This is a genomic window from Streptomyces sp. NPDC048566, from assembly GCF_043199735.1.
Lineage (GTDB): Bacteria > Actinomycetota > Actinomycetes > Streptomycetales > Streptomycetaceae > Streptomyces.
Window position 1 is genome coordinate 1 of record NZ_JBICWL010000011.1, and the last position, 14,583, is coordinate 14,583.

At 73.8% G+C, this 14,583-nt stretch carries 10 protein-coding genes; 9 read left to right on the forward strand and 1 reads right to left on the reverse strand.

From position 1 onward, the window contains the following. Positions 1 to 150: 150 nt before the first annotated feature. Positions 151 to 873 carry an RDD family protein gene (locus ACGFS9_RS18455; protein ID WP_393254388.1) on the reverse strand — a complete coding sequence of 241 codons (723 nt, stop codon included), beginning with the start codon at positions 871 to 873 and terminating at the stop codon, positions 151 to 153. Between the two features lie 266 nt (positions 874 to 1,139). Between ACGFS9_RS18455 and ACGFS9_RS18460 the strand changes: the two genes are divergently transcribed. From ACGFS9_RS18460 to ACGFS9_RS18500, 9 genes are all read left to right on the forward strand, one after another. After that, entirely contained in the window at positions 1,140 to 1,994 is an 855-nt protein-coding gene (locus ACGFS9_RS18460; RefSeq protein ID WP_393254389.1) for a bifunctional methylenetetrahydrofolate dehydrogenase/methenyltetrahydrofolate cyclohydrolase, read from the forward strand. Continuing rightward, on the forward strand, positions 1,984 to 2,736 hold the full coding sequence (locus tag ACGFS9_RS18465; protein WP_393254391.1) for a DUF3017 domain-containing protein: 753 nt from the start codon (positions 1,984 to 1,986) through the stop codon (positions 2,734 to 2,736). Before ACGFS9_RS18460 ends, ACGFS9_RS18465 begins: the two co-directional genes overlap by 11 nt. Before the next feature lie 854 nt (positions 2,737 to 3,590). Beyond that, the gene (locus ACGFS9_RS18470) at positions 3,591 to 4,802 is read left to right on the forward strand and encodes a DUF2690 domain-containing protein (RefSeq protein WP_393254392.1); all 1,212 of its coding nucleotides are present in this window, start codon (positions 3,591 to 3,593) and stop codon (positions 4,800 to 4,802) included. 755 nt (positions 4,803 to 5,557) lie between these two features. Further along, positions 5,558 to 6,547 carry a malate dehydrogenase gene (locus ACGFS9_RS18475; protein WP_393254394.1) on the forward strand — a complete coding sequence of 330 codons (990 nt, stop codon included), beginning with the start codon at positions 5,558 to 5,560 and terminating at the stop codon, positions 6,545 to 6,547. Between the two features lie 367 nt (positions 6,548 to 6,914). Next, positions 6,915 to 7,946 carry a hypothetical protein gene (locus ACGFS9_RS18480; RefSeq protein WP_393254396.1) on the forward strand — a complete coding sequence of 344 codons (1,032 nt, stop codon included), beginning with the start codon at positions 6,915 to 6,917 and terminating at the stop codon, positions 7,944 to 7,946. Between the two features lie 184 nt (positions 7,947 to 8,130). Beyond that, positions 8,131 to 9,642, forward strand: coding sequence for an aldehyde dehydrogenase family protein (locus ACGFS9_RS18485; protein ID WP_393254398.1), 1,512 nt, complete (start codon positions 8,131 to 8,133; stop codon positions 9,640 to 9,642). Between the two features lie 194 nt (positions 9,643 to 9,836). After that, positions 9,837 to 11,384: a GMC family oxidoreductase gene (locus ACGFS9_RS18490; RefSeq protein WP_393254400.1), complete on the forward strand. Its 1,548-nt coding sequence runs from the start codon at positions 9,837 to 9,839 to the stop codon at positions 11,382 to 11,384. A gap of 14 nt (positions 11,385 to 11,398) precedes the next feature. Beyond that, positions 11,399 to 12,493 carry a glycine betaine/L-proline ABC transporter ATP-binding protein gene (locus ACGFS9_RS18495; protein WP_393254653.1) on the forward strand — a complete coding sequence of 365 codons (1,095 nt, stop codon included), beginning with the start codon at positions 11,399 to 11,401 and terminating at the stop codon, positions 12,491 to 12,493. 61 nt (positions 12,494 to 12,554) lie between these two features. Next, the gene (locus ACGFS9_RS18500; protein ID WP_393254402.1) at positions 12,555 to 14,570 is read left to right on the forward strand and encodes an ABC transporter permease; all 2,016 of its coding nucleotides are present in this window, start codon (positions 12,555 to 12,557) and stop codon (positions 14,568 to 14,570) included. Positions 14,571 to 14,583 lie beyond the last annotated feature (13 nt).

The following is a 14,583-nucleotide window of genomic DNA, read 5'->3' on the forward strand; positions in this document are numbered from 1 at the left end:
CGCTCCCGCACCCCCGCAAGATCATCGCGTTCAACGGCCACGGTCCTCGCAACTCCCACAGATCGCGGGTGTTGCGAGGACCGTTAGAACCCAAGGAGGACCGGGGGCCCCGGCCGTGGTCCCGCGGTCGGCACGCGACCGCGGGGAGCGTCACTTCTGGACGACCATGGTGCTCGCGGCCTTGTCGTGCCAGCCCTGCTGGCGGCCCGACTTGTCCCAGAACGGCGACAGGTAGACCAGCAACTGCCCGATGCCGCAGACCAGACCGCCGACGAGCGGGATGATCCAGCGCAGGAACGAGGCGCCCAGGCCCGGCTTCTGGCCGGTGTCGGCCTTCACCACGCGTATGCCGACGGCGAGCTTGCCGAGGGTGCCGCCGACCAGACCGGTCATCAGCCACTCGTAGAGCAGGCCCACGATCGCGAGAATGCCGATCACGGCGCCGAACTTGGCGGCGATGTCCGAACCCGCGTTGTTGATGCAGGTGTTGTAGTCGGCCGCGTTCGGGTCGCAGTCCTGGGCCGCACCGACGGAACCGGCCACGCCGATGACGCCGAGGACGCCGTAGATGACGAAGAAGGCGACGGCGTCGATCGCCCGGGCACCGAACCGGCGCCCCATCGACGCGACGCGCGGGCCGGGGCCGCCCGGGTAGCCGTATCCGGGCGGACCCTGCTGCGGGTAGCCGTAACCGGGCTGGCCCTGCTGCGGGTAGCCGTACTCCGGCTGGCCCTGCTGGGGATACCCGTAGCCCTGCTGCGGAATGCCCCCCGGCGCCTGCGGGTAGGGCGGCTGGCCCTGCTGCGGGTAGCCGTACCCCGGTTGCGGGTTCTGCGGCTGTCCGTACGGGTTGTCCGGCGCGCCGAAAGACATGGCGGGTTTCCTCCGTTGCAAAGCTGGGGACGAAGCGGATTGCGCGGAGGAACACGACTGTATGAGCGGTTTGCCCCCCAACACCGACCGCGATAGTGCGTCGTTCATCGTGATCGGAGGCGCGCGAATTGTCCAGCTCGCCGGATCGGCTGTTGTGCAGTCGCAATGTGCCCGATCGCACGTCCCGCGCGGCGCCGCCGCCGCGCCGCGTCCCGGGGGCGCCCCTGATTGGAACCGGGACCCCGTCATCCGGGAGGATGGGAGCCATGACCGCCCAGATTCTCGATGGCAAGGCCACCGCAGCCGCGATCAAGTCCGATCTGACCGTCCGCGTGGCGGCCCTGAAGGAGAAGGGCGTCACGCCCGGCCTCGGGACGATCCTGGTCGGGGACGACCCCGGCAGCCAGAAGTACGTCGCGGGCAAGCACCGCGACTGCGCCCAGGTCGGTATCGCGTCCATCCAGCGCGAACTGCCCGCGACCGCCACCCAGGAGGAGATCGAGGCGGTGGTCCGCGAGCTGAACGAGGACCCCGCCTGTACCGGATACATCGTCCAGCTCCCGCTCCCCAGGGGCATCGACGAGAACCGCGTCCTCGAACTGATGGACCCGGACAAGGACGCGGACGGCCTGCACCCGATGAACCTCGGGCGCCTCGTCCTCAACGAGCCGGCGCCCCTGCCCTGCACCCCGAACGGCGTCCTCACGCTGCTGCGCCGCCACGGCGTGGAGATCAAGGGCGCGGAGGTCGTCGTCGTCGGCCGCGGCGTCACCATCGGCCGCCCCATGCCGCTGCTGCTGACCCGGCGCAGCGAGAACGCCACGGTCACCCAGTGCCACACCGGCACTCGCGACCTGTCGGCCCACCTCAAGCGCGCCGACATCATCGTCGCCGCCGCGGGCTCCGCCCACCTGATCCGGGCCGAGGACGTGAAGCCGGGCGCCGCGGTCCTCGACGTCGGTGTCTCGCGCAGCGCCGAGGGCAAGATCGTCGGCGACGTCCACCCGGACGTCGCCGAGGTGGCCGCGTGGATCTCCCCGAACCCGGGCGGCGTCGGTCCCATGACCCGCGCCCAGCTCCTGGTCAACGTGGTGGAAGCGGCGGAGCGCAGTGTCGGCTGACGGCGGCGCCCAGCGGTCCGGCGAGGGCCCGGACGACCGCACCCGCACGGCCGCCGACGCCGGGCAGGGCGCCGGGGCCCGGACCGCGGCGCAGGCCCCGGTCCGGGTCGGCGCCTCCGCCGGCGCGTCCGGTGCGGACGCCGAGCGCGCCGCCGCCGGTCCCGCCGCGTCCGCCGAGCCGCCGGCCGGCCCGGAGACGGGCCCGGAGGCCCCCGACACCGCCGAGACGGCCGCGGACGACCCGGAGGTGCCCGCCGGGGGCGGTACGGGAGACCCCGCCGACGGCTCCGCGGACGAGCCCGGTCCGGTCGTGCGGGACGCGATCAGCGCTCCCGACGCGGAGGGCCGGCCGCGCCGCACCACCCGGCGGTTCCCGCTGTTCACCCGGGACACCGCGCGGCCCGAGGGCGGTGGCCGGGCGGCCCCCGGAGACGCCCCCGCGCCCGCGCGCCAGTGGCCGATCCTCGGGGTCCTGACCCTGGTCGGCATCGGGCTGCTGCTCACCGCGCTCGACGTGTTCCGGTTCGGGATGATCCTGATCGGCGCGGCGCTCCTCGCGGGTGCCGTGCTGCGCTGGATCCTGCCGAGCGTGGGCATGCTCGCCGTCCGCTCGCGCTTCACCGACATGATCACGTACGGCGTCCTCGGCACCGCCATCGTGCTGCTGGCCCTCATGGCCCAGCCGAACCCGGTGCTGGTGATCCCCTTCCTCGACGACACCCTGCACTTCACGGTCCGCTGAACCGCGGCCCGCGCGGCGGCCGTCGCACGGTGGCCCGTCACCTCTCCGCGGAGAGGTGACGGGCCACCGGCCTTTCCGGGTCCGCCGGGCGGTGCGCCGACCGCTCACGCCGGAGGCGCGCGGTGTCCGCGGCGGCCCGTCCGCAGGGCCCGCGGCGGGTGCCCCGTGGCGGGAGGCGAGGGTTCGGGGCCGGGCCGGGCCGGCCCGGGAACGACGGCGGCCCGTCCTCTCCCCCGAGTAAGGACGGGCCTCCGCCGGGCGGTTGGGCCGCCCTGGGGTCAACCTTTGTGCACTGACGCCGCGCGGACAACAGCCGCCCGGCCCCTGTGGCACGGAAGTGACCGTTCCGCTACGGTGTCCGCGCCGCGCTACGGAACGTGACCTATTCCGCTTCGCCGGGCGGCGGCCCGAGCGGCCGGCGGGTGGGCCCGTGCCGTCCGCCGGAGCCCCGGGCGGGCCCGGCCCCGACCGTCCCCGCCCCGGATCGAGTGCCGCGCACCGTCGCTCCTGATCACTTCCGTGACGTCTGAGGCTCCCCCTGTGTCCTCGTTGTGTCGGTGTGTTGACAAGTTTGGTGATCTGCGCCGAACGGTCCGTTCGCGCGTGCCGCCGGTGGAACACTGGAGCGTGGTCCGGACGGCGTGCGAGGGCGCCCGCGCCGGGCCGGACGCACCCGTGCGCCCCCGTCTCGCGGAACGGCGGAGCCGGCCGGGCGCATCCCGGTGGGTAGAGCGGAACGGGACCCGGCACGGAAGGTGTCGTCCCGCGCCGACGCGGTGGGTCCGGGGCCCGGGGGAGCCGTGTGCGGGACGTCGTGCACGACGTGGGGAAGAAGCGGGGAAGAGGGGGAGGACATGCCTCGTTGGAAGGGCTTGCCGGATGAACTCGATCCGCAGGTGCGGGAGTTCGTCGGTCAGCTGCGACGGCTCGTCGACCGGGGCGGGCTGGGCGTCGCCGCCGTGGCCGACCGTACGGGCTACAGCAGGACGTCCTGGGAGCGGTATCTCAACGGACGGCTGCTCGCGCCGAAGGGAGCGGTGGTCGCGCTCGCGGAGGTGACCGGGGCGAGCCCCGTCCACCTCACGACCATGTGGGAGCTGGCCGAGCGGGCCTGGAGCCGCTCCGAGATGCGCCACGACATGACGATGGAGGCCATCCGGATCGCCCAGGCGCGGGCCGCGCTCGGCGAGTTCGGTCCCGCGGAGGGCGCGCAGGCCGGCGCCGTGAGCCGGGGCGGCGGCGGGCGGTCCGCGGGACGGCGGGCCGGCAGCGTGAGCGCGACGCCGGGGATCGCCGGGCCGGCGGGGGTCTCGCCCACGCTCCCGTCGACGGCCCCGCGCCCGTCGTCCTTGCCGCTCCAGCCGACCGGGCGGGACGCGGCGGACCCGTCCCACAAAAGACCCCCCGCCGGCCCGGCTTCCGGGCCGGGGCCGTCCGGAGCGGGCCGCTCCGGGGCCGCGGTGGCGCCGGGCTCCGGACGTGCGGGCGGGGGCGGCGCGGCGGAGGCCCGCGGGGCGGACGGCACGTCCGCCCCGCGGGACGCGCGGCCCGACGGGGCGGGGGAGGACCGCGTCCGGCGGCGGCGCCGGACGCTGATGTTCGTCGCCGGCGCGGTGGGGGCGCTGGTGATCGTCGCGGTGGCCTTCGCCCTCACCCGGGGCGGGAGCGCGCAGGCCGCGGGCGCCCCGGCGAAGTCCCCGGCCGGGTCCGTGCGGGACCGTGCGGATCTGCCGCCCGGCGTGAAGTGCGCGGGCGCCTCGTGCACCGGGAAGGACCCGGAGGAGATGGGCTGCGGCGGCGACCTGGCCACCACCTCCGCCAGCGTGACCGTGGGGGCGACGCTGGTGGAGGTGCGGTACAGCAGGACGTGCGGGGCCGCGTGGGCGCGGATCACCCGGGCCGCGCGGGGGGACCGGGTGGAGGTGTCCTCCGGGGCCGCGGCGCGGCAGACGGGGTCGGTGGACCGCGACGCGGACGCGTACACGCCGATGGTCGCGGTGAAGGACGCCGGGGACGCGCGGGCCTGCGTGACGCTGAGCGCCGGCCGGAAGGGCTGCACGGCGTAGCCGCCGCGCCCGCGCGGCGCCCCGGCCGGGGCGGGTGCCGTGCGCGCCCCGCCGCCCGCACGGAATCGGCCGGCACCGGAGCGGGGCGTTCCTGCCGGGTATCGCGGCGACGGCGGTCCGCGCGCCGGCGACGGCGCGCGGACCGAGTGCGGGGAGGAGGTCTCCGCGGCCGACGGTCGCATCGCGTACGCCGAACTCGGGCCGGAGACCGAACGTCCGGTTCGGCCGGCCCCCGGCGGGTGCGGCGGCTGCTCGGCTCACAGGCGGCGCGGACCGTCGGAGGACGGCCTCGCGTCGCTGCCCCGACGCGGACGGGCCGCCCGGCTCCCGCCGCCGGACCCGGGCTCCGGGCCCCGGGGCCGGGGACGGTTTCCGGCCAGGGCGGGTGGGGCGCCGGTCACGTCCCCCGGTCGGGTGGATTGAGGTCCGGGGAAAGGGGCAGGCGGAGGACACCCCCACGGGAACCGGTGCTGCCGGGAAGGGCCACATCGCCTTCCCGGAACCCTGCACCCCCATGGCGGTCGCCGTGCTCTTCCCCTCTCCCGGGTCCGGCGACCGCCTCCCCGGGATCTGTGGGCTGGGCCACACGGACCCGGACGTACGGGGTCGCGGATGCGCGATAGCCTGACGGCGGATCTCTCTTGACGCCGAGAGATCGATCATCGAACCCCTTGATCGATCATCGCGGCGGCGGGGGGACGATCCTGCAACCGGGGCAGGGACGCCCCACCGCCTGCTGTCATACGGAGAACGCCATGACCCGCACTCCCGTGAACGTCACCGTCACCGGCGCGGCCGGCCAGATCGGTTACGCCCTGCTCTTCCGCATCGCCTCCGGCCAGCTGCTCGGCGCGGACGTGCCGGTCAAGCTGCGCCTCCTGGAGATCACGCCGGCGCTCAAGGCCGCCGAGGGCACCGCGATGGAGCTCGACGACTGCGCCTTCCCGCTCCTTCAGGGCATCGACATCACGGACGACCCGAACGTCGCCTTCGACGGCACCAACGTCGGCCTGCTCGTCGGCGCGCGCCCCCGCACCAAGGGCATGGAGCGCGGTGACCTGCTGGAGGCCAACGGCGGCATCTTCAAGCCGCAGGGCAAGGCCATCAACGACAACGCCGCGGACGACGTCAAGATCCTGGTCGTCGGCAACCCGGCCAACACCAACGCGCTCATCGCCCAGGCCGCCGCCCCGGACGTCCCCGCCGAGCGCTTCACGGCGATGACGCGTCTGGACCACAACCGCGCGCTGACCCAGCTCGCGAAGAAGACCGGCAGCACGGTCGCCGACATCCAGCGCCTGACCATCTGGGGCAACCACTCCGCCACCCAGTACCCCGACATCTTCCACGCCACGATCGGCGGCAAGAACGCGGCCGAGGTCGTGGGCGACGAGAAGTGGCTCGCCGAGGACTTCATCCCGACCGTCGCCAAGCGCGGCGCGGCGATCATCGAGGCCCGGGGCGCGTCCTCGGCCGCCTCCGCCGCCAACGCCGCCATCGACCACGTCCACACGTGGGTCAACGGCACGGCCGAGGGCGACTGGACCTCCATGGGCATCCCGTCGGACGGTTCCTACGGTGTGCCGGAGGGCCTCATCTCCTCCTTCCCCGTCACCACCAAGGACGGCCGCTACGAGATCGTCCAGGGCCTGGACGTCAACGAGTTCTCCCGTGCGCGCATCGACGCCTCCGTCAAGGAGCTGGCGGAGGAGCGCGAGGCGGTCCGCGGGCTCGGCCTGATCTGACCCGCCCCACCGGTTCCGCGGAATCCGGTGCCCGGCACCTCCACCGACGCCCGGACGGCTCACCCCGTCCGGGCGTCGGTGCGTCCGGCCGCGGTGTACCGGCCGTCCGCCCCCGCGTCCCGGAACGCCCCGCGGCCCCCGGCCCGCCGTGCAGGGGTGCCGCCGCACCCGAGCGGCGATACCCGTGTGACGTACGGAAAGTACGCATCGAACGTACGTGCTTTGTCGGCATAAAGGAGGGTGCGGGGAGGGCCGGGCTCACTATCGTCGGTGCGGACGGTCCGCCCCGAGGCGAGGTGAGCGCGGCGCCCGGTGAGTCGCCGGAGCCGGCGACGGGCGGGGCCGGGGCGGAGCGGGGGGTGACGGGGTGGCGCAGCGATGGGACGCGGACCGTCGGCAGTGGGTCGACGACGGCGGCACCGGCGACGGGCCCGACGGGCGGGAGAGCCGGGACGGCGCGGGGCGTCCCGGCGGGGCCCGGCACGAGGACGGTGCGGCGCCGGACGGGGAGCAGTGGTGGGCCGCCGCCACGCAGGCGGGGGTCCCGCGGCCCGACGCGCCGCCCGCGCCGGGACCCGGCACAGGGCCCGGCGTCGCGGGTCCGCCGCCCCCTCGGGAGCCGTGGCCGGCCGACCGGCCGGCCCCGGGCTGGTCGCCCCCGGTCCCGCAGTGGCCCGCGGGCGCCGCTCCGGCGCCCGGCGGCGGGCGGGCCCCGGGCGCCGGGGACTCCCGCCGGCTGCTGCCGGTGATCGTGGCCGTGGCCGTGCTGGCCGGCGGACTCGGCGGCGGACTCTGGGCGCTCACCCGCGAGGGCACCTCGGACGGCGGTGGTGCGCGCGGCGGGCCGGCCGGGCCCGCGGTGACGGTGACGGCGACCCCCGGTGCTCCCTCCGACGGCGCCTACGCCACCGGGGACGAGGGCCCGGCCGCCGCACCCGGATCGCCCGCAGCCCCGGCTCCGCCCCCGGGATACAGCCGGGTCGCCGATCCGCTCGGCTACAGCGTGGACGTGCCCGTCGGCTGGGTGCGCGCCCGGACCGAGGGGAAGCTGGCGCCCGTCGTCACGTACACGGCTCCCGGCGGGGACCGGCGGCTGATGGTGTTCGAGGTCAAGGAGGTCACCGCGGCGGAGTCCTCGGCGCAGGCCCAGGGCATCGCCGAGGGGTTCGCGGGCTACCGATTCCTGGACCGGCGGAGCGGAGCCGGCTGGAGCGAGTTCAGCTACCGCTACGACAGCAGGCTCAACGGGGTCGTGCAGACCGTCGACCACCGCTTCCGGGCCGCCGACGGCACCCCGTACGCCATCGTCGCCGGCTCGCCCGCCGGGACGGACCTCGCGGAGCAGCTCAGGACCGCCGTGGACTCCTTCTGCCCGAGGGGTGCGGATTGCCGGAGATGATCGTTTCGAGCGTCTGAAATTCGCCCTTTTACGTCCTGTTTTGGTTGGTTTTTCCGTGACCTGGCCCACTTTTGGCATCGAATTGTGCATGCATTCGAGGCCGAGGGGCATGCGCTCACGGCCCCCGAGGGGCTCACCCGTGTGACTCAGGGGCACCGAACAGGAACGGAAGGCAACACCGATCATGGCAGGACAGCAGGCAGAGCAGACCATCCACGTGGGCGGCGAGTGGCGCGCGGCGGCCTCCGGCGCGACGCGCGAGATCCTCGACCCGGCCGATGCCCAGCCGTTCGCCGTGGTCGCGGAGGGCGACGAGAAGGACACCGACCTCGCGGTGGCCGCCGCCCGCCGGGCCTTCGACGAGGGGCCGTGGCCGCACACCCCCGTCGCCGAGCGCGCCGCCCTCCTGCGCCGCGTCGCCGACCTCCTCGTCCGCGACCGCGAGGAACTCGGCCTCCTGGAGAGCCGGGACGCGGGCAAGACCGTGGAGGAGGGCCGCGTCGACATCGACTGCGTCGCCGACGCCTTCCGCCACTTCGCCGACCTCGTGGTCGGCGAGGGCGGCGGACGGGTCGTGGACGCCGGCTCCGAGGAGATCCACAGCGTCGTCGTGCACGAGCCCGTCGGGGTCTGCGCACTGATCACGCCCTGGAACTACCCGCTGCTCCAGGCCAGTTGGAAGGTCGCACCGGCGCTCGCCGCGGGCAACACCTTCGTGATCAAGCCCAGCGAGATCACCCCGCTGACCACCGTCGCCCTGATCCGCCTGCTCGCCGAGGCCGGCCTGCCCGACGGGGTCGCCGGCATCGTCACCGGCCCCGGCCACAGCGTCGGCGCCCGCCTTGCCGAGCACCCCGACGTCGACCTCGTCTCCTTCACCGGCGGCCTGGTCAGCGGCACGAAGGTCGCGCACGCGGCCGTCGACACCGTCAAGAAGATCGCGCTCGAACTCGGCGGCAAGAACCCCAACGTCGTCTTCGCCGACGCCTGCGCCACCGAGGAGGGCTTCGACACCGCGGTCGACCAGGCCCTCAACGCCGCGTTCATCCACAGCGGCCAGGTCTGCTCGGCGGGCTCGCGGCTCATCGTCGAGGAGTCCGTGCGCGAGCGCTTCGTCGCCGAACTCGCCCGCAGGGCCGGCGCGATCCGGCTCGGCCGCGGCACCGAGGAGGGCGTGGAGTGCGGCCCCCTCGTCTCCGAGCAGCAGCGCGAGAAGACCGAGGCGTACGTCGCCTCCGCGCTCGCCGAGGGCGCGGTGCTGCGGTCCGGCGGCAAGCGCCCCGAGCCGTCCGACGTCCGGCCCGCCACCGGCTGGTTCTACGAGCCGACCGTCCTCGACCGGTGCCACCGCGAGATGCGCGTGGTCCGCGAGGAGGTCTTCGGACCCGTCCTGACCGTGGAGACGTTCTCCACCGAGGACGAGGCCGTCGCCCTCGCCAACGACACCGAGTACGGCCTCGCCGGCGCCGTCTGGACCGCCGACGCCGGGCGCGCCCGCCGGGTCGCCGGCCGGCTGCGCCACGGCACCGTCTGGATCAACGACTTCCACCCCTACCTCCCGCAGGCCGAGTGGGGCGGCTTCGGCAAGAGCGGCATCGGACGCGAACTCGGCCCGGCCGGCCTCGCCGAGTACCGCGAGACCAAGCACGTCTACCAGAACCTCGCGCCCAAGCCCGTGCGCTGGTTCGCCGGCTGAGAACCGCCGGCCGGCGCCGCCCGCCGGCCCGCGGCCCGACGGCCGGGCGGCGGACACCGGACCACCGCCCCCGCGGCGGCGGACCGGCCCGTCGCCCGGTGCGGACCGGTACCCCGCCGCCCGCACCGTCCCGTCCGCACGTCCGTCCCCTCTTCCCCGACCCCACCGCATCAGGCACCTTGGAGCACCTCTTCATGTCCCAGCACGAGAACACGTACGACTACGTCGTCATCGGCGGCGGCACGGCGGGCTCCGTGATCGCATCCCGCCTCACCGAGAACCCCGACGTCACCGTCGCCGTCATCGAGGGCGGTCCCAGCGACGTCGGACGCGACGACGTCCTCACCCTGCGCCGCTGGATGGGCCTGCTCGGCGGGGAACTCGACTACGACTACCCGACCACCGAGCAGCCCCGCGGCAACTCCCACATCCGGCACAGCCGTGCCCGGGTGCTCGGCGGCTGCTCGTCGCACAACACGCTCATCGCGTTCAAGCCGCTGCCGTCCGACTGGGACGAGTGGGAGGCGGCCGGCGCCGAGGGCTGGGGCGCGGTGCCGATGGAGGCGTACTACGCCCGGCTCCTCAACAACATCGTCCCGGTCGACGAGAAGGACCGGAACGCCATCGCCCGCGACTTCGTGGACGCCGCGCAGTCCGCGCTCGGCGTGCCGCGCGTCGAGGGCTTCAACGCCAAGCCCTTCACCGAGGGCGTCGGCTTCTTCGACCTCGCCTACCACCCGGAGGACAACAAGCGCTCCAGCGCCTCCGTGGCCTACCTCCACCCGGTGATGGACGACCGCCCCAACCTCACCCTCCTGCTGGAGACCTGGGCGTACAAGCTGGAACTCGACGGCACCCGCGTCACCGGCGTCCGGGTCCGCGCCAAGGACGGCGAGGACGTCCTGGTGAGCGCGCGCAACGAGGTCCTGCTCTGCGCCGGCGCCGTCGACTCCCCGCGGCTGCTCCTGCACTCCGGCATCGGCCCGGCCGGCGACCTGGCGGAACTCGACATCCCCGTGGTGCACGACCTGCCCGGCGTGGGCGAGAACCTCCTCGACCACCCGGAGTCCGTGATCGTCTGGGAGACGAACGGGCCCATCCCCGAGAACTCCGCGATGGACTCCGACGCGGGCCTGTTCGTCCGGCGCGACCCCGAACAGCCGGGCCCGGACCTGATGTTCCACTTCTACCAGATCCCGTTCACCGACAACCCGGAGCGCCTGGGCTACGAACGCCCGGAGCACGGCGTGTCGATGACCCCGAACATCCCCAAGCCGCACAGCCGCGGCCGGCTGTACCTGACCAGCGCCGACCCGTCCGTCAAACCCGCCCTGGACTTCCGGTACTTCACCGACGAGGACGACTACGACGGACGGACCCTCGTCGACGGCATCAAGATCGCCCGGGAGATCGCCCGGTCCGAGCCGCTCGCCGGCTGGCTGAAGCGCGAGGTCTGCCCCGGCCCCGACGTCACGGACGACGAGGAACTCAGCGCGTACGCGCGCCAGGTCGCCCACACCGTCTACCACCCGGCGGGCACCTGCCGGATGGGTGCCATCGACGACGAACAGGCGGTCGTGGCACCAGACTTGAAGATCCGAGGACTGGACGGCATCCGCGTCGCCGACGCGTCCGTCTTCCCGACGATGCCCGCCGTCAACCCGATGATCGGGGTCCTGATGGTCGGTGAGAAGTGCGCGGAGCTGCTGAACGCGGCTGCCGTGGAGAGGAGTCAGGCCTGATGAGCGACACACACATGCCCGAGCATCCCGTTCTCGGCGAGGATGCCGAACGATCGGACGCCGTGGAGCGACCCCCTGTCTTCGGTGTCCGCAACCTGTGGAAGGTCTTCGGCCCGAAGGCCGACCGTGTCCCCGGGGACGCGGAACTCGGCGGGCTGTCGCAGACCGAACTGCGGGCTCGCACCGGATGCACCGCCGCCGTGCGGGACGTCTCGTTCGACGTGCGCAAGGGCGAGGTCTTCGTCGTGATGGGACTGTCCGGCTCGGGCAAGTCCACGCTCGTGCGCTGCCTGACCCGGCTGATCGAGCCGACGTCGGGCAGCCTGGAGATCGACGGTGAGGATGTCCTCGCCATGGACAAGAACCGGCTGCGGGAGCTGCGCCGGCACCGCGCCGCCATGGTCTTCCAGCACTTCGGCCTGCTGCCGCACCGCTCCGTCCTCGACAACGTCGCCTACGGCCTGGAGATCCAGGGCATGGGCAAGGCCGAACGGCGCGCGAAGGCGGCCGAGGTGGTCGCCAAGGTCGGGCTCGAAGGACTGGAGCAGCGCAAGCCGGTGCAGCTGTCCGGCGGCCAGCAGCAGCGCGTCGGCCTGGCCCGCGCGCTCGCCGTCGACCCCGAAGTCCTGCTCTTCGACGAGCCGTTCAGCGCGCTCGACCCGCTGATCCGGCGGGACATGCAGGAGGAGGTCATCCGCCTGCACGGCGAGGAGGGCCGCACCATGGTCTTCATCACCCACGACCTCAGCGAGGCGCTGCGGGTGGGAGACCGGATCGCCCTGATGCGTGACGGGCGGATCGTGCAGCTCGGCACCCCGGAGGAGATCGTCGGCTCGCCCGCCGACGACTACGTGCGGGACTTCGTCCGGGACGTGCCGCGCGAGCAGGTCATCACGGTGCGCACGGCCATGCGCCCCGGTGACTGCGGCGGACCCGGGCACCCGGGTGCCCTCGCCCCTGGAACGGTCGTCTCGTCCGCCATCGAGACCGTCGCGCGCAGCGGTGCGTCCGCCTGCGTCGTGGAGGACGGCCGCTGCCTGGGAGTCGTCGACCACCAGAGCCTGCTGCGCGTTGTCGCGGGCATCGACAGGGAGGAGGTCGCCGCGTGACCCGTATCCCGACCACGCTCCGTCTTCCGCCGATCTGCCCGCACATACGGGGGTGCGCCGCATGAGTACCGTTGCCACCTCCACCCAGCAGCCGACTCCGACCGACGAGTCCGGGACGTCCCGGACGCCCGTGGTCCTGTCCCTCCTGCGGAGCGGCCGGGTCCGCAGGCTCCTGCCCCTCGCCGTCGCCGCGATCGTGCTGGTTCCGCTGTTCGCCGCCCTGTGGGGCAGCGGCAGCTGGCCGTCCGCGCTGACCGTCGACGTGTCCACGCCTCTCGACAACGCCTACGACTGGGTCGTCGACAACCGTGACAGCAGTCCGGTCTTCCTCTACTTCCTGCTCCACCTGAGCAACTGGGCGCAGTCCTCGGTCGACTCGGTGACCCACTTCCTGGAGAACCTCGGCTGGTTCGGTGTCACCGCCGCCGCGATCCTGCTGTCGTGGCGGGTCGGCGGCCTGGGCCGGCGCGGCCTGAAGACGGCGGCCACCGCGCTCGGCGCGTTCGCGGTCTGCGGGCTTCTCGACATGTGGGAAGCCACCATGGAGACGCTCGCGCTCATGACGGTCGCGGTTCTGGCGGCCGCGCTGATCGGCGCACTCCTCGGACTCGCCGCCGGACTCTCGGACCGCTTCGAGCGCGTCCTGCGGCCGGTCCTGGACACGATGCAGATCATGCCGGCCTTCGCGTACCTGCTGCCGCTCGTGCTGATCTTCGACATCGGTGTGCCGTCCGCCCTGATCGCGACCGTCATCTACGCGGCACCTCCGATGGCCCGGCTCACCGCGCTCGGCCTGCGCGGCGCCGACCCCTCGGTCATGGAGGCGTCCGCCTCACTGGGTGCCTCCCCGGTGCAGCGCCTGCTGACCGCCCGGCTCCCGCTGGCCCGCAAGGAGATCCTGCTCGGCCTGAACCAGACGATCATGATGGCGCTGTCGATGGTCACCATCGCGTCGGTGATCGGTGCGGGCGGTCTCGGTGAAGAGGTGTTCCGGGCCCTGTCGACCGTCGACGTCGGCGCGGCGCTCGCGGCCGGCATCCCGATCGTCCTTCTCGCCGTCTGGCTGGACCGCACGACGGCGGCCGCCGGCGACCGGCTGGGCGACGGCGGCATACACACCGGGTTCGCGTGGCTGCACGGCTGGCGCGCCTGGACGCTGGTGGTCGCGTCGCTGGCCGCGCTGGTCGGGTTCGGCAAGGCCCTGCTGGTCGACACGTGGCCCGAGACGTGGACCGTGGACATCTCCCAGCCGGTCAACCAGGCGGTGGACTGGTTCACGGGGCACCTGGCCGAAGGGGTCCCCGTCCTGGGCGGTACCCGTGTCTGGGCGGACGGCTTCACCACCTGGGTGCTCAACCCGATGCGGGACGGCCTCACGGCCATGCCGTGGTGGCTGCTGGTCCTGGTGGCGGCGGGCTTCGCTCTGCTGGCCGGCGGCTGGGGCGCGATGTGCACGGCCGCGCTCGCGATGGCGGGAGTAGGAGTCATCGGGGTGTGGCAGCACTCCCTGGACACGCTGTCGCAGGCCGTCGCCGGCGTGGTCTTCACGCTGCTGATCGGCTTCCTGATCGGTGTGGTGGCGGCCCGCTTGCCGCTGCTGGAGCGCATCCTGCGTCCCGTCCTGGACACGATGCAGACCCTCCCGCAGTTCATCTACCTGATCCCGGTGGTGGCCCTGTTCAACGTGGGCCGGTCCGCCGCCGTCGCCGCCGCCTTCCTGTACGCCCTGCCCGCGGTGATCCGGATCACCGTGCAGGGGCTGCGCCAGGTCGACGCCGCGACGCTGGAGGCGTCCCGGTCGATGGGTGCCAGCACGTTCCAGCAGATTCGCCAGGTGCAGCTCCCGCTCGCCCGGCCCGCACTGATGCTCGCCCTCAACCAGGGCGTGGTGCTGGTGCTCGCGATGGTCATCGTGGGCGGCTTCGTCGGATCCGGCGCACTCGGCTACGACGTCGTCTACGGCCTGCAGAAGAGCAACCTCGGCGTCGGTCTGACGGCGGGCGTCGCCATCGTCCTGCTCGGACTGGTCCTGGACCGCACCACCCAGCGCCGTGCGCCCGGGGCCGAGAAGTCCTGACCGACCGGCCCCC

What these genes read in the sequence shown, in the direction of transcription:
- ACGFS9_RS18470 (WP_393254392.1), top strand. Translation starts at nt 3,591, where the DNA reads ATGCCTCGTTGGAAGGGCTTGCCGGATGAACTCGATCCGCAGGTGCGG.
- ACGFS9_RS18475 (WP_393254394.1), top strand. Translation starts at nt 5,558, where the DNA reads ATGACCCGCACTCCCGTGAACGTCACCGTCACCGGCGCGGCCGGCCAG.
- ACGFS9_RS18495 (WP_393254653.1), top strand. Translation starts at nt 11,399, where the DNA reads ATGCCCGAGCATCCCGTTCTCGGCGAGGATGCCGAACGATCGGACGCC.
- ACGFS9_RS18455 (WP_393254388.1), bottom strand. Translation starts at nt 873, where the DNA reads ATGTCTTTCGGCGCGCCGGACAACCCGTACGGACAGCCGCAGAACCCG.
- ACGFS9_RS18460 (WP_393254389.1), top strand. Translation starts at nt 1,140, where the DNA reads ATGACCGCCCAGATTCTCGATGGCAAGGCCACCGCAGCCGCGATCAAG.
- ACGFS9_RS18485 (WP_393254398.1), top strand. Translation starts at nt 8,131, where the DNA reads ATGGCAGGACAGCAGGCAGAGCAGACCATCCACGTGGGCGGCGAGTGG.
- ACGFS9_RS18500 (WP_393254402.1), top strand. Translation starts at nt 12,555, where the DNA reads ATGAGTACCGTTGCCACCTCCACCCAGCAGCCGACTCCGACCGACGAG.
- ACGFS9_RS18490 (WP_393254400.1), top strand. Translation starts at nt 9,837, where the DNA reads ATGTCCCAGCACGAGAACACGTACGACTACGTCGTCATCGGCGGCGGC.